This window comes from Lacrimispora sphenoides (genome assembly GCF_900105215.1).
In the GTDB taxonomy this organism is placed as follows: Bacteria; Bacillota; Clostridia; order Lachnospirales; family Lachnospiraceae; genus Lacrimispora; species Lacrimispora sphenoides_A.
On the sequence record NZ_FOIP01000002.1, the window covers coordinates 481,341 to 507,637 of the forward strand.

The following is a 26,297-nucleotide window of genomic DNA, read 5'->3' on the forward strand; positions in this document are numbered from 1 at the left end:
GGCTATATAGTGGGAATAAAACATTCTTTTTTTGCAAAGTTAGCCTGCTCGACTAATTTAATTTTATCCATGTTCCATTATGAGGTTACTATATTATTCTGCATCGAGTAATGTTTTGTTCCTCATGGTCAAATATAAGGGAGAAATTAGCTTGACGGGTAAACAAACAGATGCTAAGATATGAATGAATAATAATTTATTCATTCATTCATTCATATCTTGCCGATTAGGAGGAAGACTTAAATGAAAAGGGTAACCGCGTTTATAGGAAGTACCCGCAAGCAAGCAACTTATGAAGCAGTCCGTGAATTTGAGAGAAATTTGAATTCGTACACGGAAATCGAATTTGAGTATGTTTTCTTAAAGGACTATCGGCTCGAGTTTTGCAGGGGTTGCAAGCTATGCTTCGATAAAGGAGAAGAATTCTGCCCCATACAGGACGACCGGGATTTACTGATTGATAAGATAAACCATTCCGACGGTGTTATATTTGCCACCCCTAATTATTCCTTTCATGTTTCAGCGCCCATGAAGAATCTACTGGATCGGTTGGCTTTTGTTTTTCATCGGCCACGTTTTTTCGGCAAGGCTTTCACCTCCATTGTTACTCAGGGTATTTTCGGAGGAAACTCTATTGTGAGGTACCTTGGCAATATGGGAGAAAATTCTGGATATAGTGTTGCGAAAGGCTGTGTATTGAAGACTTTGGAGCCGATCACAAAAGCCGCACAAGAAAAAAACTCGCGTGAAATCAAAAAAGCTACTGCAAGGTTTTGCCGAGTGCTTATGCGTCCGTCTCCTCCAAACCCTTCTTTTTTCAGGCTAATGATGTTCCGTATGTCGCGGACAACCATGAAAGAAATGCTCAACGATGAATATTGTGACTATCGGCATTACAAAGCAAAGGGCTGGTTTGAGTCGGATTATTATCACGATGTCTCCTTGAATCCTATCAAAAAGCTGGCGGGCTGGATTTTTGATTTTATGGGGCGTCGGATGTCGAGGCAGAGTTAGGGATTCAGCTCTGTCTGATATACAGAACATGTGGGAGGGTTATTATTGAAAGATACGAAAACAGATTTATTTAATTGCGGTAAAGAACTGTTCAGCCGGAATGGCTTTAAGGATACCAATGTATCCGACATCACAAAATCCGTGGGAATAGGGACAGGTACGTTTTATAATTACTATTCCTCAAAAGAGGAACTGTTCATGGCCATATTCATGGAAGAAAACGAGAAGCTAAAGAAAAAGATACTGAAATCAATTGAATTGGAAAAGGATCCGCGGAGTCTAGTCAAAGAACTGATGTTATTGAATTTAAAAGGCATGAAGTCAAATCCAATCCTTAAAGAGTGGTATAACAGGGACGTGTTCGACAAAATAGAGCAGCATTTCCGTGAAGATAAAGGGATGGAACGTCTTGATTTCATGTATAATGATTTTTCGGAGATCATAAAAAAATGGCAGGCAGACGGGAAAATGAGGAACGATATTGACAGCGGGATGATCATGGCCATATTCACGGCAATCGTTACCGTCGAGACCCATAAAGAGGAAATTGGGCTTCAGCACTTTCCTCAGGTTTTGGATTACCTCACAGAGTTTACGATGAAAGGCTTAGCCGGCGGCGGAACACATAACAGGGAGTAGCTGCTGATAGTAAAATATATGAAGTCCTAGATAGTATTGAAGCGTTATTTAATGGGATGGAGGATATTTTAACGAGCGAGTAAATAAGTGCTAACGAAAGGCTGGTTTTAGATAAAATGAAAATTAGAAGAGCAGTTGAAGAAGATGCAATGGCAATTATGAAGATTTATGAATATGCCCGTAAGTTCATGATAGAAAGTGGAAATCCGACCCAATGGAGTCCTGCCTATCCAAATGTAGATGTGGTGAAAAGAGATATTAAAAACGGGAATTGTTATGTTTGCACTGAAAAAGAGACTATTGTTGGTACTTTCGCATTTATCATTGGGGAAGAACCTACTTACCATATGATTGAACAAGGAAACTGGCATTATGATATGCCGTATGGCACCATTCACAGATTAGCCGGGAGTGGACAGGCAAAAGGAGTATCGAAAGCTTGCTTTGATTATTGTAAGAGCAAAATAGACTATCTTAGAATAGATACTCATGCAGACAACAAGCCTATGCAGGCAGTTATTTTAAAAAATGGTTTTGAAAAATGTGGGATTATCCATGTAGCGAATGGCGATCCAAGAATTGCTTTTGATTTAAAAAATAAGATACAAGAACTTTTTTAACAAGCAGAAAAGAAAACTGGATAAGATTCGCGTGAGTGATAATCAAATGAATTAGAAAAGAAGATATCATTTATGGCTAATGTGTAAATGAAACTTCCAAAAGAAGAAACTTTGGAAATGATACAGAATGCCTTTTGAAAATGACTTCGGGCACAGTTGGGCACAAGAATAAAAAAAAGAAGCTCTGAAACCCTTATAAATAAAGGAATCAGAGCAACACAACAGCAGGGGAAGAGGGGCTCGAACCCCCATTTACGGTTTTGGAGACCGTTGCTCTACCATTGAACTATTCCCCTATGGGTCGGCATTATATCTCTGCCTGAGCACTTAGAGAGTATAGCATAGAAGTTTTTAAATTGCAACAGTTTTTAGGAAAAAATAAAAAATTAATTCTGCTGTTATTGAATCCCTGTTTGTGGTAAAATATTATAGAAAAGGAAGTCCATGGACAAAAGTTATATTTCATGGGCTTGGTTTGGCGTTTTATATGAAAATCATTAGATAAAACCGTGAAATTGAATTAGAATGAAAAGTATCATTGATAATCATTCCCAAAATAAAACTTGTCTCATCAAAAATATGCTTATCTACAAAGCTTTCCCTCAGATATAATTACAGGATATGCACAAAAAAGGGCCATATAATCGTATATGAAACATAATTTGACAAATCATGTCAAACATGATATATATATTCTATAACTTTTTCTTCACCATAAAAAGGAGTTGTGATTATGAAACAGTTAAAGATTATGTTGCCGAATGTTGCCGAGGCGAAGAATTTTGTTGCTGCTGCTGCTAAATGTGATTTTGACATAGACGTGTATTACAATAGAGTAACCATTGACGCAAAGTCTATATTAGGAGTATTGAGTTTAGATTTGACACAGGTTTTGACCGTTGAATTTAACGGGGAAGATGCAGAGTTTGAGGCATTTCTGGCAGCGAAAGCTCCAGGTAAATGTTCAGCAGCATAAACAGATGCAACGGAAAGAGGGAATTGTATGCCGTACGGCCTGCAGTTCCCTTTTTTTAACCTCATTAAGTGGCGAAGCGGATTGCGAATATCCGATTGCCTTCATAGGAAAAAGCTCCGCTGTGGATGCACACTCTTTGTATTTAGATGAAAAAGAAAAGAACGGGCAAGAAAAGAAAGGAGGGGACGCCGGAGTGGAGGAGACAGAGAAAAAAGTCCTGAAAATATCTGTCAGGAATTTAGTTGAGCTTGTTCTGCGCTCCGGCGACCTGGATAACCGGCGGACTGGCGGGGCTGAAAAGACCGCCATGCAGGAAGGGAGCCGGATACACAGGAAGATCCAGCGCCGCATGGGAGCGGACTACCGGGCTGAAGTGGTGTTAAAGCATGAGGTAGAAGTGGATCAGTTTCAAATTCTGGTGGAGGGGCGGGCCGATGGCATCATTGATATACCGGAAGGGGTGACCATTGATGAAATCAAAGGCATGTATATGGATTTGTCCTATTTATCAGAGCCTATTGAAGTACATTTAGCCCAGGCCATGTGCTATGGGTATTTTTACTGTTATGACCACGGGCTGAATGGGGCTGTCATGCAGATGACCTACTGCAATATTGAAACAGAGGAGATACGGCGTTTTAAAGTGGAAAAAACCTTTGAGGAGCTGGAACGCTGGTTTCAGGGCCTGATTCACGAGTATATTAAATGGGCAAGATATTTATATAACCATGGAATAAGAAGAGATGAGTCCATAAAGGAGCTTTCCTTTCCCTATCCCTACCGGAAGGGGCAGAGGGAGCTTGTGGTGGCCGTATACCGGAGTATTGCCAGAAAGAAGAACCTTTTTATTCAGGCTCCTACGGGAATCGGAAAGACTCTTTCCACCGTTTATCCGGCCATAAAGGCTATTGGGGAAGGGCTTGGAGATAAATTGTTTTATCTGACTGCAAAAACCATAACCAGAGGTGTTGCGGAAGAAGCTTTTGATATCTTGCGGGAGCATGGGCTTTATTTAAACTCAGTGACTATTACGGCAAAGGAAAAACTGTGCTTCCTTGAAAAAACGGAATGCAACCCGGATGCTTGTCCTTATGCCAAGGGCCATTTTGATCGGGTTGGAGATGCAGTTTATGATATTATCCACAAAGAGGCCGGAATCACCAGGGAAACGGTACTTCGCTATGCAGAGGAATACAAGGTATGCCCATTTGAATTCTGCCTGGATATCAGCAACTGGGTGGATTCCATTATCTGCGATTATAATTACGTATTCGACCCTAATGTCCGTTTGAAACGGTATTTTTCCGAAGGCATCACAGGAGATTACCTGTTTTTGACAGACGAGGCCCATAACCTTGTTCCAAGAGCCAGGGAAATGTACAGCGCAACGGTCTATAAGGAGGACTTTCTTCTTATTAAAAAGATTTTGAAATCCATGAGCCCAAAGCTTGTCCGGATGCTGGAGCGGTGCAACAAAGAGCTTCTGGAAATGAAACGGGAATGCGAGGAGTTTCAGATCCTGGAAGACATCCGGTTTTTTATGACCGGTATCATGACCCTTTTCGGTGAAATGGAGAAGTTTATGGAAACCGGTGAGGAATTTAAAGACCGGGACCTGGTTCTTGATTTCTATTTTAAACTGCGGGATCTTTTAAATATCTATGACCGTCTGGATGAGAATTACCGGATCTATACAGAGCTTTTGTCTGACGGACGTTTTATACTCAGGCTGTTTTGCGTAAATCCGGCGAAAAACTTAAAAGAATGTCTGGACAAGGGAAACAGTACCGTGTTCTTTTCTGCCACATTGCTCCCGGTGAGGTATTATAAGGAGCTTCTAAGCGGTGACCAGGAAGAATATGCAGTATATGCCCAGTCTCCCTTTGATCAGGAGAAACGTTTACTCCTTGTTGCTTCTGATGTCAGCAGCCGCTATACCAGAAGAAACCGCCGGGAATACCAGAAGGTAGTGGATTATATGCGAAGAATCGTGTCAGCCCGAAAAGGAAACTACATGGTGTTTCTGCCGTCATACCAGTATTTAAAGGCAGTAGAAGCGATTCTTGAGGAAACAGAAGGACTGGAACAGGAGTTTGCTTATATGTCCCAGGCATCTCACATGAGCGAACAGGAGAGGGAGGAGTTTTTAAAGGAATTTTCGGAGGACCGAAAGGATTCTTTTGTGGCCCTCTGCGTTATGGGAGGCGTATTTTCGGAAGGAATTGATTTAAAGGAAGGGCGTTTGATCGGAGCCATCATCGTTGGCACCGGACTTCCCATGGTCTGTACGGAGCAGGAGATCTTAAAGGGGTATTTCGATTCCAGGGAGCAGAACGGATTTGATTATGCTTACCAGTATCCGGGGATGAATAAGGTCATGCAGGCAGCAGGAAGGGTAATCCGTACCGTCCGGGATGAGGGAGTCATCGCATTGCTTGATGAGCGTTTTATAAAGCCAGACTATCAGGCCCTGTTTCCAAGGGAATGGGACGGGTATTATGAAGTGAAGCTAAAAAATGTAGATGAAGTGGTCCAGAATTTTTGGGCCGGGCGAAAGTAAAAGCTGCCGCCCAAAGGGGGCGGCAGTGGAAATCCAGTCATTACCGGTTAAAGCATATCCATAAACTGTTTGGAAGCTTGGGAAACGGGCAAGTTTTCATTGTAAGCTACGACCATCTGACGGGTAGGAAGCTTTTCTGAAAGCTTTACCTGGAATAAATCCCTGTCATTCTCAGGAATGCAGAAGTCCGGAACAAATGCGATCCCCAGGCCAATGCGGGCTAAGTCGATTAAAAGATCGTTGCTGCTCAGTTCGATCTCAGGGACCAGATCAAGCTGCTCCTTTTGGAACATGTGATGAAGGAACTCACTGGTCGTACTTTTTCTCTCCAGCATCAGAATAGGATAGGTCTGGAGAGTCCCAAGGCTTACGGTCTGTCCCTTCAAAGGAAAATATTCCTGATTGGCGACAAATACATCGGCGAATTCGTTGATGACCCGGGTATTCTGAGAGCTTAATAGCCCTGAGTTGGGATAATTGGTAATGATAAAATCCACCTGCCCGCTTTCCAGAAGATGAGCGCATTCAATGGAAGTCTGGTTGGTAACCTTGATGTGTACATTGGGGTAGGTTTTATGAAATTTATTTAAATATGGAACAAGGTAGTAGCGGCAAATGGTGTCGCTGGCACCGATCCGCAGCTGGCCGCCATTTAAGGTATTGGCCTCCAGCAGCTGGTTTTCTCCCTTTTGAATCAGATTAATGGCTGGTTCTATGTGCTTTAGGAGGATGTCTCCTTCCGGAGTAAGCTGCACCTTTTTCGTGCTCCGGATGAAAAGGGTCTGGTTCAGCTTTTTCTCCAGCACCTTGATGGACTGGCTGACTGCCGACTGGGAGATGAAAAGCTGTTTGGATGCCTCCGAGAAGCTTAAGGTGGTGGCAACGTGGTAAAAGACTTTATAAAGTTCATAATTAATATCCATTATTAGTCCTCCTTATAAACATATGGATATTCTATCATGGATCTGATTGGTTTGTAAAGGCGTTTGACAAATTTCCTGGGGTGCGGTATAGTACGGGCACAGGAGCCAGGATATGAAAAAGAGAAGGAGCGGTATAAAAGTATGCATGATGATTTTTATCAGATGTATCTGGAAGAGATGGGACATATCCCTCCCTGTACCAGGGGAGAGCAGGAAGACCTTTTAAAGGAAGCAGCACAGGGCAGGAAAGAAGCGAAAAAAAGGCTTGTAGAAGGAAACCTACGTGCTGCCCTGGAATATGCCGGGGAATATGACGGCAGGGGCGTTCTTATGACAGATCTGGTCCAGGAAGCCAATATGGCTCTCATGATGGCTGTGGAAGAGTATGTTAATTCAGAAGACAGACCGGAATTTGACAGCTTTAAAAACCGGAGAATCAAGGAAGCCCTTGATGCAGCTGTGGAGGAACAGCAGTCTGCAAAGCAGACAGAAGAAGAGCTGGCTGCCCGGGTGAATGTGCTTCAGCAGATATCACAGCTTCTTGCAGGGGAACTGGGACGGGAGGCAACGGTAGAAGAGCTGGCAGACAAAATGAAGATGACCGTGGAAGAAATAAAGGGAATTATGAAGATTGCAATGGATGCCATGAGCATGAATGCGGAAACCATGGATTTAGAAGCCCTGGCAGAAGTGGAAGGCATCGAGATCACAGGGGATGAAGAGGCTGATGATTACGATTACGAAGAATAAGAGACTGGGAGAGATGAGATGAAAATATATCTGATACGCCACGGACAAACTGACTGGAACATCCAGGGTAAAATCCAGGGGAGCCACGATATTCCTCTTAATGAAACGGGCCGAAGGCAGGCGGAGCTGCTGGCAAAGGGCATGGATTCACGCCCGGTTTTAAGGATCTTTTCCAGTACCTTAACTCGTGCCATGGAAACAGCCGAAAAGATCAGAAGCAGGCAAAAGGTGGAAATATGTTCCATGCCCCAGCTTATTGAAGTGGAATTTGGCAAATGGGAAGGCATGACGTGGGATGAGATCATGGAAGCGTATCCAGAGGAATATAAACGGTGGGCTTTATGTCCTGATGAAGCGTCTCCTCCAGGGGGGGAAAACCGGGACCAGGTTTTAAACCGCTGTGTGTGGGCGGTGAAGGAAATATTAAGAATCACCGGCGGCAGAGAGGATGTTGCTATTGTATCCCACGGCGCCACCATCGCCTATCTTGTCTCCTATATGATGCAAAATCATCCGGAGGTGGAAAGCATTATTGTAGAAAATGCAAGCATTACAACGGTTAATTACAGTCCGCTGACGGAAGATTTCATGCTGCTGGAGATGAACGATATTTCCCACATGGAGGAATAAAAAAAGCCCCTTTTAAAGAGGGGAAGAATAGAAGAAGCAAGGAAGCCTTTTGGCCTCCTTGCTTCTCTTGAACCAGTACTTAATCAAATAGTGTTTCTATGAGGATTTTCACCATGGAAGGGGTGGTGCGGATATAAAGCATATCCCTTCCAGCACAGCGCAGGGAGGTCTGCATAAGAACCTCCATTGGAGCGGAATCGTCAAAGATGCTGACCATGTTTGCACATGATTCCACAATGGAGTTAAGCTGCCCGGCCTTTTCAATGAACTTTTTAATGTGTTCTTCTTGAAGCTGCAGGCACACCTCCAGATAGGGACTTTGTTCCTCTTTCTTTAAGCGGGCGTTTTCAAATGAATATTTTTGGGATAAGTCCTTTAATTGCTGATGAAGATCCATAAATCTAGCACTCCTTTATTAAAAAAATCTTTTATTACTATAGTTCAAATTTTTCAAATTTTCAAGTATTTTTATAAAAAATGTCGAATTTTGTCAAATTGCGTCGAAGGGGAAGGAGACCAGATGAAACATAAGGCTGGCTAATGATTTTCTTCTGCCGATGGCATCAATTATATTAACTATACTGATTAATAACATAAGATATATTAATTTCTCTAATCTATATAACTTGTGGTATGATTAATACACGAGAATAACAGGGAAATTCCTGTCCTGATAAACCATGGGGAGTTTTTGCAAGGAGGAAAATATGAGTGTAAGAAGAGTGTATGTTGAGAAAAAAACGGCCTATGCCGTTAAGGCGATGGAATTAAGAGAAGAAATTGCAGGCTATCTTGGTATCAATACGGTGACCGGTGTGAGGGTGCTGATCCGCTATGATGTGGAGGCCCTGTCCGACGAAGTTTATGGATTGGCTCTTACCGCTGTATTTTCAGAGCCTCCCGTGGATGAGGTTTATGAAGAGGCTTTCCCAAAAGAGGAAGGGGATGTGTTTTTTACCGTAGAGTACTTACCGGGCCAGTTTGACCAGCGGGCTGATTCCGCAGAGCAGTGCGTAAAGCTGTTAAAAGAAGATGAAGAGCCTGTGATCCGGTCCGCAACCACCTATGTGATTTCCGGCGTACTTACAGATGCCCAGATTGCCGACATCAAATCCTACTGCATCAACCCCGTGGATTCCAGAGAAGCAGAGGAAAGAAAGCCGGAGACGCTTGCCGCAATGTTTGATACTCCTTTAGATGTGATTATGTTTGATGGTTTTACGGATCTTACAGAAGATGCATTAATGGAACTATATGAGTCCTTAAATCTGGCAATGACCTTTAAGGATTTTCTTCATATCCGGAATTACTATAAAAAGGAAGAACAAAGAGACCCGTCAATGACAGAGATAAGGGTCCTTGATACCTATTGGTCGGATCACTGCCGCCACACTACTTTCCAGACGGAATTAAGGGATGTGACATTTCGTTCGGGAGATTACCGCAAACCCATTGAGGATACCTACAGACAGTACCTGGCAGACCGGGAGGTGGTCTTAAAGGGAAAAGACGGTAAGTTTGCGTGTCTTATGGATCTTGCTCTCCTGGCGATGAAGAAGCTACGCATGGAGGGAAAAGTGGAGGATTTGGAAGTATCCGATGAGATCAACGCCTGCAGCATCGTGGTCCCGGTCCTGATTGACGGTGTAGAAGAGGAATGGCTGGTGAATTTCAAAAATGAAACCCACAATCATCCTACGGAGATCGAGCCCTTTGGCGGTGCGGCAACCTGCCTTGGAGGAGCGATCCGTGACCCCCTTTCCGGCCGCACTTACGTATATCAGGCTATGCGGGTAACAGGAGCAGCTGACCCAACAAAGCCATTGAGCGAAACATTAAAGGGAAAACTTCCTCAGAGAAAGATCGTGACAGGAGCTGCAGACGGCTACAGTTCCTACGGAAACCAGATCGGACTGGCAACCGGATATGTAAAGGAGATTTACCATCCGGATTATGTGGCAAAGAGAATGGAAATAGGCGCCGTCATAGGTGCTGCCCCAAGAAAAAATGTCATCCGGGAGACTTCAGATCCGGGAGATTTGATCATTCTCCTTGGGGGCCGTACCGGACGGGACGGCTGCGGCGGAGCCACCGGCTCCTCCAAGGTCCATACGGAAGCCTCCATTGAGACTTGCGGAGCAGAGGTCCAGAAGGGGAACGCGCCTACAGAACGAAAGATACAGCGTTTGTTCCGAAGAGAAGAAGTGAGCAGGCTCATTAAGAAATGCAATGATTTTGGTGCGGGAGGAGTGTCGGTTGCCATAGGAGAACTGGCAGACGGCCTGCTGATCGATTTAGATAAGGTTCCGAAGAAATACGCAGGACTGGATGGTACGGAGATTGCCATTTCTGAGTCTCAGGAACGCATGGCGGTTGTGGTTGATCCAAAAGATGCAGACCGGTTCCTGGCCTATGCGGCAGAGGAAAACTTAGAGGCATTAGTAGTCGCAGAGGTAAGGTCAGAGCCAAGGCTTGTGATGAATTGGAGAGGAAAGGCCATTGTAGACATCAGCCGGGCTTTCCTGGATACTAACGGAGCCCATCAGGAAGCCTCGGTTGTTGTGGAAGTCCCTGACAGAGAACCAGGCGCATTTATGAGACAGGAGATCGCAGATGTCAGGGAAGCCTGGCTGAAGCTGCTTTCTGACTTAAATGTCTGCTCTCAGAAAGGTCTTGTGGAAATGTTTGACGGTTCCATAGGGGCGGGAAGCGTGTTCATGCCCTATGGGGGCAGGTACCAGCTGACAGAGACTCAGACCATGGTGGCAAAGCTTCCGGTGCTTCATGGAAAGACGGATACCGTAACTATGATGAGCTGCGGCTTTGATCCTTATCTGTCAAACTGGAGCCCCTATCATGGCGCAGTATATGCGGTATTGTCCTCTGTTGCAAAAATCGTGGCATCAGGCGGCGATTACAGAAGAATCCGCTTTACCTTCCAGGAATATTTCCGCAGGATGACTGATGATCCGGCGCGTTGGAGCCAGCCCTTTTCCGCCCTCCTTGGGGCATACAGCGCCCAGATTGGATTTGGGCTTCCTTCCATCGGAGGAAAAGACAGTATGTCAGGCACCTTTCGTGACATTGATGTGCCGCCCACCCTTGTTTCCTTTGCTGTGGATGTTGCAGAAGGGAAGCATGTCATTACGCCGGAATTTAAGAAGGCGGGAAGCAAGATCGTGGTATTCCGGATTGTAAAGGATTCCTATGATCTTCCGGTATACAGCCAGGTCATGAAAGGCTATGAAGCGTTGTTTGAAGATATCTGCGCAGGGCGCATCCTATCCGCCTATGCCGTAGAGAGCCACGGGATCTGTGAGGCGGTCAGCAAGATGGCCTTTGGAAACCGAATGGGCATAAGGATCAGTAATAACGTAGACCCAGGTGAATTCTTTAAGGCCGGCTGGGGAGATGTGATATGTGAAGTTCCGGAAGAAAGGCTTGAGGAACTGACTGTCTCCTATACTGTCATCGGTGAAGTCACTGATGGGGGCGTGTTTGAATACGGCGGCACAGCCATTGCCATAGATGAGGCGCTGAACGCATGGACTAAACCACTGGAAGATGTATTCCCAACGGTGTCAGGGGCAGAAAAGACTCCTGTTTCAGAGCGGCTTTATGATACAAAGGATATTTATGTCTGCAGGAATAAGGTAGCAAAGCCTAATGTATTTATTCCGGTGTTTCCTGGTACAAACTGTGAATACGACAGTGAAAGAGCTTTTAATAGAGCAGGAGCCAATGTGGTGACAAAGGTGTTTCGGAATTTAACGGCCCAGGATATCAGGGAATCGGTGGAAGTCTACCGCAGGGAAATATCCAAAGCCCAGATCGTCATGTTTCCCGGAGGATTTTCCGCAGGCGACGAACCGGATGGCTCTGCCAAGTTCTTTGCCAACCTATTCCGGAATCAGGTGATCAAGGAGGAAATCGGGAAGCTGTTAAATGAAAGGGATGGCCTGATGTTAGGAATCTGCAATGGCTTTCAGGCTTTAATAAAGCTAGGGCTTGTGCCGGAAGGAATGATCACAGAGCAAAGGGAAGATTCCCCTACGCTGGCGATGAATACCATTGGCCGCCATGTTTCCAAGATGGTTTATACAAAGGTGGTGACGAATAAGTCACCGTGGCTTTCAGGGGCAGAATTAGGAGGCGTTTACTGCAATCCGGCTTCTCATGGAGAAGGACGGTTCATTGCAGGGGAGGAATGGATCAAGCGTCTGTTTGACAATGGACAGGTAGCTACTCAGTATGTGGATGACAAGGGATGCCCTACCATGGATGAGTGCTGGAATCCTAACGGATCTTTCATGGCGGTTGAGGGCATTACAAGCCCTGACGGGCGGATCCTGGGCAAGATGGCTCATTCCGAACGACGCGGCGAATCGGTGGCCATGAACATTTACGGTGAGCAGGATATGAAGATTTTTGAATCCGGTGTGAAATATTTCCAGTGAGCTTAGGCAGTTCCCTGTATGTAGAAATCATTCATAAAAATATAGTAATACAAAGCAAAAAGCGTTTCTTCTGCGGATGGCATCCGGGGAAGAAACGCTTTTTGTTTTTAGCCGGTTAAAATCGTAACGTTTTTTAACGGCCGAAAGATGTATTCTCGCTTGACAATCCATAAATTTAAGCCTATGATTCATCAGGTGTATTTTTATATAGTATTGAGATCATTGGCATTACTAAAATTAAGGAAAGAGGATTATGTATCAGAGAGGACATACGGATATGCATTCAAAGAGAAAGATAAAAAATATATTGTTGGGAAATACATTGAGAAGCAATGATCTGGAAGGCGAAAAGATGGGGATCCTTTGGGGAGTTCCCATTATGTCAAGTGATGCGGTTTCCTCAGTGGCGTATGCAATTGAAGAAATGCTGCTGGTTCTGGCTCCGGTTCTGGGACTGTCGGCGGTTCATTACCTTGGATATATTACATTACCGATCATACTGCTGTTTTTAGTTTTAGCTTTTTCCTATTCGCAGATTATTGCTAACTACCCTAATGGCGGAGGCGCCTATATCGTATCTTCTGAAAATATTGGAAGAGGCTCATCAATGGTAGCCGCCTCAGCCCTGATTATTGATTATGTAATGACGGTAGCAGTCAGCCTTTCTGCTGCAACGGCAGCCCTCATTTCCGCTTTTCCGGAATTTGCAGATTACCGCTTGTTGTTTGCCCTGCTTTTTCTATGTACCATTACACTCCTTAATTTAAGGGGAATGAAGGAGTCTTCCAAGCTATTCGGAGCTCCTACTTATGTTTTTATCATTATTATGCTGGTACTTATTACAACCGGATTTGTAAGGCTGATAACGGGGAATTTACCGCCAGTCCATTATTCAGAAACGATTCAGCCTGTTGCAGGCGGAGCCGGAACGATCTCACTGTTCCTGCTGCTCAGAGCCTTTTCTTCCGGATGTTCGGCCCTCACTGGAGTGGAAGCCGTGAGCAATGCGGTTCCAAGCTTTCGTGAACCGTCACAGCGGAACGCCAAACGTGTACTTTTTATTCTGGTAGGGATCATTATCACCATTCTCGGAGGTTCGGTGCTGCTGGTTACTTCTTTAAATATCATTCCTTTAGAGGGAAAGACGGTGATCTCCCAGCTTGGCATGGCAGTGTTTGGACCAGGGCCAATGTTTTATATTCTACAGTTTGCAACCTCCCTTATTTTGTTGTTGGCTGCAAATACTGCATATAACGGTCTGCCTACGTTGCTGGCGATCCTCGCGGAGGATGGATTTGTGCCCCGTCAATTCATGCACCGCGGGACCAGGCTCAGCTTTTCCAATGGAATTATGTTCATCTTTTTTGCAGTAGCATTTTTGCTGATTGTATTTAAAGCAGAGACCCATTATCTGATCCCCTTTTATGCCATCGGAGTTTTCTTGTCATTTACCTTGTCCCAGTATGGAATGCTGGCCAGATGGATCCGGGTGAAAGGAAATGGCTATTGGTATAAAATGTGTATAAACGGCCTTGGTGCAATTATGACGGCTACGGGAACAGTCATTGTATTTGTGACTAAATTTTCACAAGGTGCCTGGGCGCTTGCCATTCTCATACCGGTTCTTGTTTATATTATGCACCGTATTGAAACTCACTATCAGTTTGTCGGCCGGCAGCTGGTAGTAAACGACTTTATGTCCCATTATCACAAAAGCACCAGTCATGACACCAATCTTTGCATTGTACTGACTGGAGGAATTAACCGGTCCGTGCTGAAAGCGTTAAATTATGCAAATTTAATCACTACCAATGTGGTTGCTCTGCACATAGCTACAGATGAGAAACAAAGTCAGCAGCTTCAGAAAAAATGGAGGGAAACAGGAATTGATATACCTCTTGAGGTCATCATGTCTCCTTACCGGGAGCTTATTGAACCGGTGGAAGAGTATATCAGCAAAAAAGAAGCCGATCTGCTTCCGGGAGAAATGATCACAGTGGTTATGTCCCGTTTTATGGAAGAGAGCTGGTTTGCCAATATTCTTCATAACCAGACCACTTATTTCATAATTCAGAGGCTGAGAAAGCACAGAAATGTTTCTATGGTTCTGGTCCCATATATTTACAGTACGGCATTTAAGCCTGCTCCAAAGCAGATAGACGAAAATACGGAAAAAGGAAGGGCATAAAGAACATAAAGAACATAAAGAACATGCAGTAAAGCCTTTATGCCTGAATCGGCAGATACACTTCAATGTAATTGATAGGTGTATCTGCCATTTTTTCCTGATTTTCTTTTGCGGTATCCTTAAAGGCGCAGCTTAATAAGTGCCCGCTGTAGGCAACTCCGAGAGGAGAATATCCTTTTTGTCTTGCCCAGTCAGCCGCGTCTAAAACGGCCTGTGATACTAAAACAGGGCTTTCTGATTCAACCACGGTATATACACAGCGTTCCTGCTTTAGTAAGGGATAGCCGTTTAATGCCTGTTTTAATTTCATAATGGAAGCAGTATCCTCAGCGATCATGAAGAATTCGTTTATCTGGTTCGCCTGGTTCTCCTCTATCCCATATTCCTGGCAGATATAGCATAAATCAGAGATACCTTCTTGATTGATGAAGTGATTATCCGGCATCTGGTAATGGGGAGGCATGGGCCTTTGGTCATAACGGTTTAAATATTTTTCTACGTTTTTATAGTGTTTCTGCAAATGAGTCAGATGGATGAGGGATTGCCGGTGCTTTTCCATCTGTTGTTTTTCTTCAGTAATTTTTTCCTGAATCATGGAGCAGTAGGAAGGAAAGGAGCTTTTATACAGGATACGGCCGATATCCTCGATACTGAAGTTTAGTCTGCGGTAAAACATGATGCTTGAAAGTTTTTTAATATCTTCATATGTATAGGTTCGGTAACCATTTTTTTGCTTTTCCGGTTGTATGATTCCCTTTTTTTCATAAAAGCGAAGGGTATCACGGCTTAGACCTAAACGGTCGGAAACTTCTCCAATGGTGTATTTTTTCATTTTGATTCCTCTTTACAGTCCGCATTTCAAACGGGTCAAAACTTGCTTACGTAGATAGTTTACCATAAAAACACGTATTTTCAGCTTTACGGTTTTCTTTCTATGCTTACGAATTATTAACGGAAAGAAGTTTGAAATCGTAAAAAACTATGTTATGATAGAAGCAGAAATAAAGCTTGTACTTACAAAAGAAGCTTGAGAAGGGGGTATTTTTACATGGGAGAAGGTAAGAAGAAAATGGTTAAATGCCTGGTATGCGGTGCCGTATTTGAGGAGGGAAATGAGGTTTGTCCGGTATGCGGTGTAGGACCGGAAAATTTTGTCCCTTATGAGGAGGAAGAAAGGAATTACCATAAAAACACGGAGGAGTTATACCTCATACTTGGTAATGGTGCGGCTGGTGTCAGTGCGGCTGAGGCGATTCGTGAAAGAAATTCCACCTGTTCCATTGTCATGGTAACGAAAGAGGACTGCCTGCCTTATTCTAGGCCTATGCTGACGAAATCCGTGATGGGAAAGGATGAAAGAGAAGAATTACTTCTTCATGATCCGGCATGGTACGAAGAGAAACGAATCTTAAACCTTACGGGAAAACAGGCGGAGAAGATCGATACCAGGGAAAAGGAAGTCACCTTTGATGATGGAATCCGGCTTAAATACGACAAATGCATCTATGCATTGGGATCGGAATGCTTCATTCCTCCGATACCTGGAAGCGAAAAAAATGAAGTGGTCGCCATACGCCGGCTTTCTGATATAGAGAAGCTTAATTCCCTCCTTTCCGATTCAAAGCGGGCCGTGGTCATTGGCGGCGGCGTGCTGGGGCTGGAGGCAGCCTGGGAATTAAAAAGGACAGGTCTTTTTGTGACGATATTGGAGCAGGGCGACCAGCTCATGAAGCGCCAGCTTGATGAGGAAGCCGGTGAGTTTTTAAGATCCATTATACTGGAAAAGGGGATCGATGTGAAATTCCAGGCAGTTACCCAGGAGATAGAAGGGGAAGAGAAGGTGACCGGTGTCCGCCTTAAGGATGGTACAGTTCTGCCGGCAGATCTGGTGGTCATATCCGCAGGAGTCCGGGCCAATGTATCTCTGGCAGAAGAAGCGGGGGCTAAATCCGGACGGGCAGTAATCGTTAATGAGCATATGGAAACCACGGTACCTGGCATATATGCGTGCGGGGATTGTGCGGAATATGAAGGAATCAATTATGCTATCTGGCCTCAGGCCGTGGAGATGGGTAAGGCAGCAGGAGCTAATGCCGCCGGAGAAAGGATTACCTATAAAACCGTGACAGCAGCTCTCACATTTAATGGCATGGATACTTCCTTATTTGCGGTGGGTGACCCGGGCAAGGACCCTGGAAGAACCTATGAGGTGCGCCGGGAAGAGGATGGAGATAAGAAGCTTTACAAGGTGTATTACTCTGTAGAAGGAAAGCTGACGGGCGCCATACTCATTGGCGATACGTCAGATATGGGAAGAATCCTGGAAGAGATTGAATAAAGGATTAATAAAGAGGTGCAAAGGTCTTTTGGGAGACTTTTGCACCTCTTTGATGTTATTCCACAGAGATATGATATTTTTCCAGCCAGTAGTTGATCTGAAGGATATAGGCGAGCATCTGGGGACCAGCCATGAGCTGTCCGTACCAGGGTTTTCCGTAATCTGAAGGACTGGCCAGGAGTTTTTCCAGTTTCTTTTCGTCTAAAAATTCCATAACCGGAGCGGAACCGCCAGCTATCATTTCCTCTACCCGTCTGGCTAAAAGCGTCTCGTAATTGGTATCATAGGTTTTGGGATACGGAGATTTCCTGCGGAACAGGATCTCATCAGGCAGAAGCCCCCTTCCGGACTGGCGAAGGAGACTTTTTACCACCCCATCCCTTGTTTTCATATCCCAGGGGACATTCCACACGTACTCGATGATCCGGTGGTCTGCAAATGGTACCCTGGCTTCGAGGCCGGAATACATGCTGCCACGATCCATCCGGTTTAATAAGGTCTGCATAAACCAGCGGAGGTTCAGATAAGAAATCTCTCTTCTTCTTGCTTCTTTTGGATTATCCTCAGAAAGGACGGGAGTTTCCGCCACAGACTTTTCGTAAGCTTCCATAACATACTCATCCATTTTAAGATAATCCAGAAATTCATCCTTTAAGATGGCTTTGCGCGTTCCTAAGTCCATGGTCCAGGGGAAAGTCTGAGCTTTAAAGCATTCTTCCTTATGAAACCAGGGGTATCCTCCGAATATTTCATCTGCACACTCCCCTGTTAAAGCCACCTTATTAAACTGTTTGACCATGGAGCAGAAGTGGAGAAGGGAGGAGTCAATGTCTCCCATGGCCGGAAGGTCATGAGCAAGGACAGAGTCATAAAGCCGGTCTGCCTGGGTGCCATTGTCACATTCCAGATAATGATGGTCGGAATCTAAAAATTTAACCATTTGGTCCACAAAGGGGCGGTCCTGCGAGGGCTGGAAGGTGCTGGCTTTAAAGAATTTATCATTGTTGATGAAATCAAAGGAAAAGGTAGTAAGCTGTTTGCCCTGTTTTTTCAGTTCTGCAGCACAGACTGCCGAAACCAGGCTGGAATCCACCCCTCCTGACAAAAATGTGCAGATAGGAACGTCGGAAACCATCTGCCGGCGGATGGAATCCTGAACCAGGAAGGAGGTTTTTTCAATGGTTTCCTCATAGCTGTCCTCGTGGGGCCTGCTTTCCAGCTTCCAATAGCATTTTAAGTGGAAGCCGTCTTTAGAACAGAGAAGCATGTGGCCCGGGAGGATTTCATTGATTCCTTTAAAAACTCCGCAGCCGGAGGTATGAGCCGGTCCCAGAGAGAAAACCTCGTTTAAGCCTTTCCGGTCTAAAACAGGACGTACGCCCGGATATGCAAAGATTCCTTTGAGCTCCGAAGCAAAGATAATTTCTCCCTCCCGTATGGTGTAATAGAGAGGCTTTATGCCGGAACGGTCCCGGCAAAGGCATAAGCGTTCCCGGAATGGGTCCATGATGGCAAAGGCAAATATACCGTTTAACTGTTTCGCAAAATCAGGCCCATATTCCATATATCCGGTTAAAATCACTTCTGTATCAGAGGTGGTGGAAAAGGAATGGCCCCGCTCCTCTAAGTCCCGGCGAAGCTCCTTGGTATTGTAAATTTCTCCATTGTACACAATCCCAAATGTTTTACCCTCCTCGGTTTTTGTTATGGGCTGGCGGCCGGTTGTTAAGTCGATGACAGATAAACGGGCATGAGACATACCTCCCTGAGGAAAGAGCCAGATCCCTGAATCGTCAGGTCCCCGGTGTTTTTGGGTTTCTGACATCTGTTCCAGGATGTTCTCATAATAGGCTTTATCTTTCTGGTAATCGTGATCTGGATTGTAAAAACCAGCAATTCCACACATGGAAATCCCTCCTTAAAGCTGGATTATCTATAAAAGGAAACAGGCAGCAATAAAAGTAGCAAGAAAACCGATCATAACCGGAGGAAGATTTTTTCTGGCAAGCTCCAGGGGATTAACACTGCAGATGGCTGCAACGGGGATAAGTCCCCAGGGGACGATGGTACCTCCGCCGACGAAAATTGCGGCAATCTGTCCCAGGGTAGCCAGAATAGGAACCGAAGCTCCCACTGCCGTCCCAAAGGTATGGGCCAGGGAACCGGTAAGGGGCAGCCCGGAAAAACCAGAACCGTCTAAGCCAGTCAAGCCTCCGATCACCAGCTGGAAAAATGCAGCCATATATTTGTTGAGAGGAACGTTGTGAGCCAGCCAGATGGCCCAGTCGTTCATAATTCCCCTTTGGAACTGCTCCCCCATGATAGAGGAGATTCCTTCTCCTCCTAAAAAGAAAAAGGCCCCGATGATGATGACGGGAGCAAAGATCCGTATGGCAAAAAGAAAGCCTTCCGTAACATAAGATGTTACTTTTTCCAGAGAATGCCTGCCAAAGCCTAAAATCGCTCCAATGCACATAACTAAGACGGCTGTGCCGGAAACCATGCTGGTGGCGTCTCCACCCTTTAAATTAAAAGCCAGCATAAGAAAGATGTCGGCCAGGAAAAGAAGAGGGGTCAGGATCGCCATTATAACCGCGGCAATCCCGATATCATGGTGTTCTTCGGCATTCTGGATATGGACTTCCTGACAGCAGGCAGCGATTTCGCTCCTGTTTAACAGATATGCGGAAACCACGGTAACAATGCCCATTACCAAAAACAAAGGCCGCCCCTTGATCAGGATCTGGTCGGTGGTAATGGAGGCTGCTGCCGCTGAAATGGACGGAGCGCCCTGGATGACGAAATCGTAGCTTAAAGCAATTCCATGGCCGAATAAGTTCATGGCCATGGCAGCTGCCAGAGGATCCAGACCGGCTTTGACTGCAAATGGCAGCATGATCGCTCCCACCAGAGCCACGGAGGGAGAAGGCCAGAGAAAGAGGGAAAATACCAGCATGGTACATCCAAGGATCCACCAGGTAAAGGTGGGAGTTTTCATGACCTTTGACATGGGAATCATCATCAGATAGTCGCTTCCTAAGTCTTTTAAGCATTTGGACAGGGCTGTGACCAGGGCAATGGTGGCGATGATATCCATAAACTCCCTGGAAGCATACAAGATGGCGTTGAATACAGTCATGATGCCTCCGGTCAGGGACTTAAGGCCTACAAGGCCAAGGAGGAAGAGAAAAAGGATACAGACCAGGGGCGTATCCTTTCGTAGAACCATGACAGTCAGAATCACAATGACGCCGATGAGATAAATATAGTGCGTAGGTGTGAGCACCAGATAAGGATCAAACATAGGAACCACTCCTGTGATAAGAATATATTCTATACTATGATAGAGAGGAAAGGACAGTGTGATTTTTTTCAGGCAGAACTTGAAATTTTCCTGTCAGCCTTTTATACTGAGTTTTATAAAGGAGAGGCCTATGCAGATAACATCGGTACATATTAAAAATTTTAAATCTATACGGGATATGGAAATTCAAAATGTGGAAAATGCCCTGATACTGGTGGGGAAGAACAATACGGGAAAAACAGGTGTCTTAGATGCCATACGCGCAGCTGCAGGTGCCTACGAAGTTACGGAAGAGGATTTTAACGAGAAGAAGCAGAATATAGAGATCACCATGACCCTGGCAATTACGCAGGAGGATCTGGTTTCCTTTCATAGGGGAGGGGTGGTGAGCCAGTATAAGCGGTTTGATGCATGGCTCCACGATTTTGTAACAAAGCTGCCTTCCTACCGGGAAGGAAGCCTGACCTTCACCTATCAGGTAAACTGGAACGGGGTCGTCCGGTTTAAGGATGGATACCGGAAGAATAACCGGTATATCAGGGAGATTTTTCCCAGGCTTTATTACATTGACTCGGAACGGGATTTAAACCAGTTTCAGAATGATCTGCTGCTTTTCCAGGAGGATGACCAGCTCTCAAAGCTAAGGACCCACGTGTGCATGTTTGACAGCGCCAGGGAATGCAACCAGTGCTTTAAATGCATCGGACTGATTAACCAGAAGAAGCCGGAGGAACTGCAGATCTATGAGACGGCTAAGCTGCTGGAATATAAGATGTATCAGCTAAACCTAAATAATTTTGCTGAAAAGGTCAATGACAATTACAGAAAAAACGGCGGCTATGAGGAAATCCATTTTTCCTTAAACTGCAATCCTTGTGAATTGTTTAAAGTAACAGCGGAGACTTATCATGTGGAAAGAGGAAAACTAAGCCCTATAAACAACTTGAGCAATGGTATGAAAAGCCTTTACATGCTGTCTCTTTTGGAGACTTATACAGAGGATGAAAAACGGATTCCCAGCATTGTCATCGTAGAGGACCCTGAGATTTTCCTTCATCCCCAGCTTCAGAAAATATCCAGTGAGATCCTTTACCGGTTATCCAAGAAGAATCAGGTGATATTTACTACTCATTCACCCAGTATGCTGTTTAATTTTACCAGACGCCAGATCAGGCAGGTGGTGCTGGAGCGTGACGGTTATTCTATTGTCAGGGACAGAACTGATATAGATGCTATTCTGGACGATTTGGGCTATGGAGCCAACGATCTTCTTGGGGTCAGCTTTGTGTTTATTGTGGAGGGGAAGCAGGATAAGAGCCGTCTGCCGCTGCTGTTGGAAAAATATTATTCGGAAATCTATGATAAGGAGGGAAACTTATCCCGAATCTCCATTATCACAACCAACAGCTGTACCAATATTAAGACGTATGCAAATTTAAAGTATATGAACCAGGTTTATTTAAGGGATCAGTTTCTGATGATCCGGGATGGAGACGGAAAGAACCCTGAGGAACTGGCAGGCCAACTTTGCCGGTATTATGATGAACGCAGTCTGGAGGATATCGACAAGCTTCCAAAGGTCACCAGAAAAAATGTGCTTATATTAAAGTACTATTCTTTTGAAAATTATTTCCTGAATCCCAAAATCATGGCAAAGCTTGGAGTGGTGGAAGATGAAGATGCATTTTACCGGACGCTGTTTGATAAATGGAAGGAATACCTTTACCGGTTAAAGAGCGGAAAACAGTTTGTGGAGGCAGTAGGGAAGGATATGGAATCTCCGGAAGATTTAAAGACCCATATGGAGGAATTTAAGATTTATATGCGGGGACATAACCTGTATGATATTTTTTACGGGCCATATAAAAAGCAGGAAGGGGAGCTGTTAAAACAATACATTGATCTGGCTCCCCGGGAAGATTTTAGCGATATTTTAGATGCGATTGATAAGTTCGTTTACTTTGAAAGCAGAAAGGCTTAGGGAAGAGTCTATATTTCGGGATCGATTTCCCAGTCTCTGAAATAGTATTTCATATCCCGCTCGCCGATTTCTCTTATAACTCGGCATGGGCTTCCATAGGCTACCACGTTGGCGGGGATATCCTTGGTCACAACACTTCCGGCTCCGATTACGCTGTTTTCACCGATCCGGACGCCTGGAAGGATGATGGCTCCGGCTCCGATCCATACGTTGTCCTCAATGGTAACGGGGACGTTAAACTGGATCTGCCTTTTTCGGATGTCGGGGCGGATGGGATGAGCGGCTGTGTCTACCACAACGTTTGGGCCGAACATGACGTTATTTCCTATATAGATATCGGCGTCATCTACAAGGGTTAAATTAAAGTTTACATATACGTCATTGCCCATGTGTACGTGACTTCCCCAGTTGGCGTGAAGCGGGGGTTCTATGTAGCAGTTTTTTCCGATTTCGGCAAAAAGCTTCTTTAAAATTTCCTGCCGCTTTTCGCCTTCGGATGGGCGGGTCTGGTTGAAGTCATAGAGGATTTCCAGATAGCTGGTTTGTTCCGCGATCAGGGCATCATCAACACAATTATAGAGTTTTCCGCTTCTCATTTTTTCTTTTAAATCCATGAAAACCTCCTTGGTAATGGGGCTGTCGGGCAGACAGCCTCTTTTTTTCTTTATTATACCTTGTTGATCTTTAAATGTCTATGTGATCAGATGATTGGCGGTGGGCAACGGTATATATATGGCTGTTGGGTTAAATGTGCCATTAGTCCGCAGTGCAGCTCGCGAAACCTGCGGTTTCGTTCGCTCACGGGCATTCGCCCTATGAAATAGGCCATGAGAAGATTTTCTTATGTGCAAGCACAACGAAAATCTTTTCATGGCCTATTTCGCACTGCTCATTGCAAAAGTGCAAGAAAGTGCTACTACTTGGACAAATAAGCGCACGCTTTTTTCAGGCATGTATATTATAATCAGAATAGAGATCTTTCGAGGAGGTATTAGGATGAAGTATTTGATTGGAATTGATGTGGGGACATCGGCAACAAAGACCGTCCTGTTCGATGAAACGGGCGGTGTGATTGCTTCTGCATCCAGGGAATATCCCCTTTATCAGCCTAAGAATGGCTGGGCGGAGCAGAAGCCGGAAGACTGGAGAGATGCGGTTCTTGATACCCTTTCCCAGGTCATGACGGAGTCAGGAGTTTTAAAAGAGGATGTGAAAGGAATCGGTATCTCAGGCCAGATGCACGGACTTGTGATGCTTGATGAAAAGAATGAGGTGATACGCCCTTCTATTATCTGGTGCGATCAGAGAACCGCAGCCGAAGTGGAAGACATGCTTTCGATTATGCCAAAAGAGCGCTGGATCGAGATCACTGCGAATCCGCCTCTTACCGGCTGGACGGCAGCCAAGATTTTATGGGTAAGGAAGAATGAACCGGAGAACTATAATCGGTGCAGGCACATCCTTCTTCCCAAGGATTATATCCGTTACATATTGACCGGAGTTTTCGCTACTGAGGTTTCCGATGCCAGCGGAATGCAGCTTTTAGATGTTCCTGGAAGATGCTGGTCCGAGGAAGTTTTAAATAAGCTAGATATTAATCCAAAGCTTTTGGGAGAAGTTTTTGAATCCTGTGAAGTAACGGGAACACTCCTTCCTGAAATTGCAGAGAGAACCGGACTTTCGGAGGAGACAAAGGTCGTGGGAGGTGCCGGAGATAATGCGGCAGCTGCAGTCGGAACAGGGGTTGTGAAGGATGGAACGGCCTTTACCACCATAGGAACTTCCGGGGTTGTGTTTGCTCACAGCAGCCAGGTTACCATTGACCCGAAAGGAAGAGTCCATACCTGCTGCTGTGCAGTACCGGGAGCATGGCATGTCATGGGAGTGACCCAGGGGGCGGGGCTGTCCTTAAAGTGGTTTAAGGATAATTTCTGCCAGGACTATGTGGAAGAAGCAAAAAAACAGGGGATTGATGTTTACGATCTCATCAACCGGGACGTGAGCCAGGTGGAAGCAGGAAGTGATAAGCTTATTTACCTTCCATATTTAATGGGGGAGAGAACTCCTCATCTGGACCCGGACTGCCGGGGAGTATTTTTTGGACTTTCTGCCATCCATACGAGAAAGCATATGCTGCGGGCCGTAATGGAAGGAGTTTCTTATTCTCTCAGCGACTGCAATGATATCCTCAATGAAATGGGGATCCGAGTAGGAGAGATGATGGCATGCGGCGGCGGCGGAAAGAGCCCGGTATGGCGTCAGATGCTGGCGGATATGTATGACTGTCATGTAAAGACCGTGGCTCAGACAGAAGGACCGGCTCTGGGAGCCGCTATTCTGGCAGGCGTCGGGTGCGGTATTTTTGAGAGCGTGGAAGCTGCCTGTGATGTCCTGATCTCTGCGGATAAGACTACGGGACCGGAGGAAAACCAGGCCGGCCTTTATAAGAAATACCATCAGTTATATAAAGAACTGTATGAGGATCTAAAGGGCAGCTATAAGAAACTTGCAGCTTTGTAATTTAAGACAAAGGAAAACAGGAGGGTGAAGATATGCGTTTTTTTATTGATACGGCAAATGTAGAAGAAATCAGATCGGCCAATGAAATGGGGATTATCTGCGGAGTTACCACAAATCCTTCCCTGATTGCAAAGGAAGGGTGTGATTTTAAGCAGGTGATCGGGGAAATCGCATCTATTGTTGACGGACCGATCAGCGGAGAAGTAAAGGCCACCACGACTGATGCGGAAGGCATGATAAAGGAAGGCCGGGAAATCGCGGCGATCCATCCGAACATGGTCGTGAAGATTCCCATGACGGCAGAAGGCTTAAAGGCAGTAAAAGTACTGAACGCAGAAAATATCCCAACCAACGTTACCCTGGTGTTTTCCGCTGCCCAGGCGCTTTTGGCAGCAAGAGCGGGTGCCGCCTATGTTTCCCCATTTTTGGGGCGTTTGGACGATATCTCCATGCCGGGAATCAATCTTATTGAAGATATTATGGAGATATTCCAGATACATGGGATCGAGACGGAGATCATTGCAGCCAGCGTGCGCAATCCGATTCATGTGATCGATTGTGCCAGAGCAGGAGCAGATATTGCAACGGTGCCGTATAAGGTTCTGGTTCAGATGACACACCACCCGCTCACAGACCAGGGCATTGAAAAATTTAAAAAGGATTATCTGGCTGTATTCGGAGAATAGAAAAGGAGAGGTAAAACCATGGGATTAACTATCAAACCAGTGACAGATCCTGCCTTTCAGACTTATGGGAAAGTGGTTACAGGATATGATGCAGGGGAACTGTTGGAAAAGATGAAGGAGACGCCCCTTCCGGAAGATGTGGTTTATGTTCCTTCGGTAGTAGAATTAGAGGAGTTGGCGGTTTCTAAGGAGATGGAAAAGAATCTCTACGGCCAGCTGCCCATTCAGGTAGGTTACTGCAACGGCCACAATAAGAAGCTGAATGCGGTGGAATACCACAGAAGTTCAGAGATCAATATTGCTGTGACGGATCTGATCCTGATTTTAGGAAGGCAGCAGGATATTACCCCTGATTATACATACGATTCAGGTAAGATGGAAGCATTCCTCGTACCGGCAGGAACTGTGATCGAGGTTTATGCAACGACCCTTCATTATGCGCCATGCCATGCGGAGGAAGGCGGTTTCCGATGTGTTGTGATCCTGCCAAAGGATACCAATACTGACTTAGAGCTGGTAGGAGAAGCAGTGAATGAAGAAGACAGACTGCTGTTTGCTAAGAACAAATGGCTCATTGGGCACAAAGAGGGCGGACTTCCGGAACATGCTTATATTGGAATATCAGGAGAAAATCTGTCTATTTGACAAATGCTTAACAATAAAATCAACAGGCATATAATCCTAAGGAACATGCCTAAATAACAACAGGAG

General features: G+C 45.2%; 20 protein-coding genes and 1 tRNA gene. 14 read left to right on the forward strand and 7 right to left on the reverse strand.

What is annotated here, in order from left to right; genetic code table 11:
- The first annotated feature begins 243 nt into the window (after positions 1-243).
- From BMW45_RS19050 to BMW45_RS19060, 3 genes are all read left to right on the forward strand, one after another.
- Positions 244-1,014 (forward strand): flavodoxin family protein, encoded by a 771-nt coding sequence (locus BMW45_RS19050; RefSeq protein ID WP_092247662.1) that lies wholly within the window; start codon positions 244-246, stop codon positions 1,012-1,014.
- Between the two features lie 45 nt (positions 1,015-1,059).
- Positions 1,060-1,653, forward strand: a complete 594-nt coding sequence (locus BMW45_RS19055; RefSeq protein ID WP_092247665.1) for a TetR/AcrR family transcriptional regulator — start codon at positions 1,060-1,062, stop codon at positions 1,651-1,653.
- Positions 1,654-1,769: 116 nt separating this feature from the next.
- Positions 1,770-2,273 (forward strand): GNAT family N-acetyltransferase, encoded by a 504-nt coding sequence (locus BMW45_RS19060; RefSeq protein ID WP_092247668.1) that lies wholly within the window; start codon positions 1,770-1,772, stop codon positions 2,271-2,273.
- A 225-nt stretch (positions 2,274-2,498) separates the two neighbouring features.
- Here BMW45_RS19060 and BMW45_RS19065 read toward each other — a convergent pair.
- Positions 2,499-2,569: transfer RNA gene (locus BMW45_RS19065), tRNA-Trp, on the reverse strand.
- 437 nt (positions 2,570-3,006) lie between these two features.
- Here BMW45_RS19065 and BMW45_RS19070 point away from each other — a divergent pair.
- Together BMW45_RS19070 and BMW45_RS19075 are read left to right on the forward strand one after the other, a co-directional pair.
- Positions 3,007-3,249: an HPr family phosphocarrier protein gene (locus BMW45_RS19070; RefSeq protein WP_025232174.1), complete on the forward strand. Its 243-nt coding sequence runs from the start codon at positions 3,007-3,009 to the stop codon at positions 3,247-3,249.
- A 193-nt stretch (positions 3,250-3,442) separates the two neighbouring features.
- Positions 3,443-5,809, forward strand: a complete 2,367-nt coding sequence (locus tag BMW45_RS19075) for an ATP-dependent DNA helicase (RefSeq protein WP_092251126.1) — start codon at positions 3,443-3,445, stop codon at positions 5,807-5,809.
- 47 nt (positions 5,810-5,856) lie between these two features.
- On the opposite strand, the gene BMW45_RS19080 is transcribed toward BMW45_RS19075, so the two are convergent.
- Positions 5,857-6,732 carry a LysR family transcriptional regulator gene (locus tag BMW45_RS19080; RefSeq protein WP_092247671.1) on the reverse strand — a complete coding sequence of 292 codons (876 nt, stop codon included), beginning with the start codon at positions 6,730-6,732 and terminating at the stop codon, positions 5,857-5,859.
- Between the two features lie 141 nt (positions 6,733-6,873).
- Here BMW45_RS19080 and BMW45_RS19085 point away from each other — a divergent pair, with 141 nt between their 5' ends.
- Positions 6,874-7,482, forward strand: a complete 609-nt coding sequence (locus BMW45_RS19085) for a sigma-70 domain-containing protein (RefSeq protein WP_092247674.1) — start codon at positions 6,874-6,876, stop codon at positions 7,480-7,482.
- An 18-nt stretch (positions 7,483-7,500) separates the two neighbouring features.
- Positions 7,501-8,112, forward strand: coding sequence for a histidine phosphatase family protein (locus tag BMW45_RS19090; RefSeq protein WP_092247677.1), 612 nt, complete (start codon positions 7,501-7,503; stop codon positions 8,110-8,112).
- A 79-nt stretch (positions 8,113-8,191) separates the two neighbouring features.
- Here the strand turns inward: BMW45_RS19090 and BMW45_RS19095 are convergent, their stop codons facing one another.
- A complete protein-coding gene (locus BMW45_RS19095) occupies positions 8,192-8,509 on the reverse strand; it encodes a hypothetical protein (protein ID WP_092247680.1) in 318 nt (105 codons plus the stop codon).
- Between the two features lie 310 nt (positions 8,510-8,819).
- Here BMW45_RS19095 and BMW45_RS19100 point away from each other — a divergent pair, with 310 nt between their 5' ends.
- Both BMW45_RS19100 and BMW45_RS19105 read left to right on the forward strand, forming a co-directional pair.
- Entirely contained in the window at positions 8,820-12,569 is a 3,750-nt protein-coding gene (locus tag BMW45_RS19100) for a phosphoribosylformylglycinamidine synthase (RefSeq protein ID WP_092247683.1), read from the forward strand.
- 253 nt (positions 12,570-12,822) lie between these two features.
- On the forward strand, positions 12,823-14,757 hold the full coding sequence (locus tag BMW45_RS19105) for an APC family permease (RefSeq protein ID WP_242883164.1): 1,935 nt from the start codon (positions 12,823-12,825) through the stop codon (positions 14,755-14,757).
- 37 nt (positions 14,758-14,794) lie between these two features.
- On the opposite strand, the gene BMW45_RS19110 is transcribed toward BMW45_RS19105, so the two are convergent.
- Complete coding sequence (locus BMW45_RS19110) at positions 14,795-15,589, reverse strand: MerR family transcriptional regulator (protein WP_092247686.1); 795 nt, start codon at positions 15,587-15,589, stop codon at positions 14,795-14,797.
- A gap of 216 nt (positions 15,590-15,805) precedes the next feature.
- Between BMW45_RS19110 and BMW45_RS19115 the strand changes: the two genes are divergently transcribed.
- Positions 15,806-17,095, forward strand: coding sequence for an FAD-dependent oxidoreductase (locus BMW45_RS19115; RefSeq protein ID WP_092247689.1), 1,290 nt, complete (start codon positions 15,806-15,808; stop codon positions 17,093-17,095).
- Positions 17,096-17,150: 55 nt separating this feature from the next.
- Here BMW45_RS19115 and asnB read toward each other — a convergent pair whose 3' ends face one another.
- Both asnB and BMW45_RS19125 read right to left on the reverse strand, forming a co-directional pair.
- The gene (gene asnB, locus BMW45_RS19120) at positions 17,151-19,001 is read right to left on the reverse strand and encodes an asparagine synthase (glutamine-hydrolyzing) (protein WP_092247691.1); all 1,851 of its coding nucleotides are present in this window, start codon (positions 18,999-19,001) and stop codon (positions 17,151-17,153) included.
- A 27-nt stretch (positions 19,002-19,028) separates the two neighbouring features.
- Positions 19,029-20,399 (reverse strand): citrate transporter, encoded by a 1,371-nt coding sequence (locus tag BMW45_RS19125; RefSeq protein WP_092247694.1) that lies wholly within the window; start codon positions 20,397-20,399, stop codon positions 19,029-19,031.
- Between the two features lie 130 nt (positions 20,400-20,529).
- Between BMW45_RS19125 and BMW45_RS19130 the strand changes: the two genes are divergently transcribed.
- On the forward strand, positions 20,530-22,380 hold the full coding sequence (locus BMW45_RS19130) for an ATP-dependent nuclease (RefSeq protein WP_092247697.1): 1,851 nt from the start codon (positions 20,530-20,532) through the stop codon (positions 22,378-22,380).
- Positions 22,381-22,388: 8 nt separating this feature from the next.
- On the opposite strand, the gene BMW45_RS19135 is transcribed toward BMW45_RS19130, so the two are convergent.
- Positions 22,389-22,994 (reverse strand): sugar O-acetyltransferase, encoded by a 606-nt coding sequence (locus BMW45_RS19135; protein WP_092247700.1) that lies wholly within the window; start codon positions 22,992-22,994, stop codon positions 22,389-22,391.
- Positions 22,995-23,376: 382 nt separating this feature from the next.
- On the opposite strand from BMW45_RS19135, the gene xylB reads away from it, so the two are divergent.
- Genes xylB through BMW45_RS19150 form a run of 3 tightly spaced genes read left to right on the forward strand, consistent with a single transcriptional unit; the run spans position 23,377 to position 26,231 of the window.
- A complete protein-coding gene (gene xylB, locus BMW45_RS19140; protein ID WP_092247703.1) occupies positions 23,377-24,900 on the forward strand; it encodes a xylulokinase in 1,524 nt (507 codons plus the stop codon).
- Between the two features lie 32 nt (positions 24,901-24,932).
- Positions 24,933-25,586: a fructose-6-phosphate aldolase gene (gene fsa, locus BMW45_RS19145; protein WP_092247706.1), complete on the forward strand. Its 654-nt coding sequence runs from the start codon at positions 24,933-24,935 to the stop codon at positions 25,584-25,586.
- An 18-nt stretch (positions 25,587-25,604) separates the two neighbouring features.
- Positions 25,605-26,231 (forward strand): DUF4867 family protein, encoded by a 627-nt coding sequence (locus BMW45_RS19150; protein WP_092247709.1) that lies wholly within the window; start codon positions 25,605-25,607, stop codon positions 26,229-26,231.
- Positions 26,232-26,297: the final 66 nt, after the last annotated feature.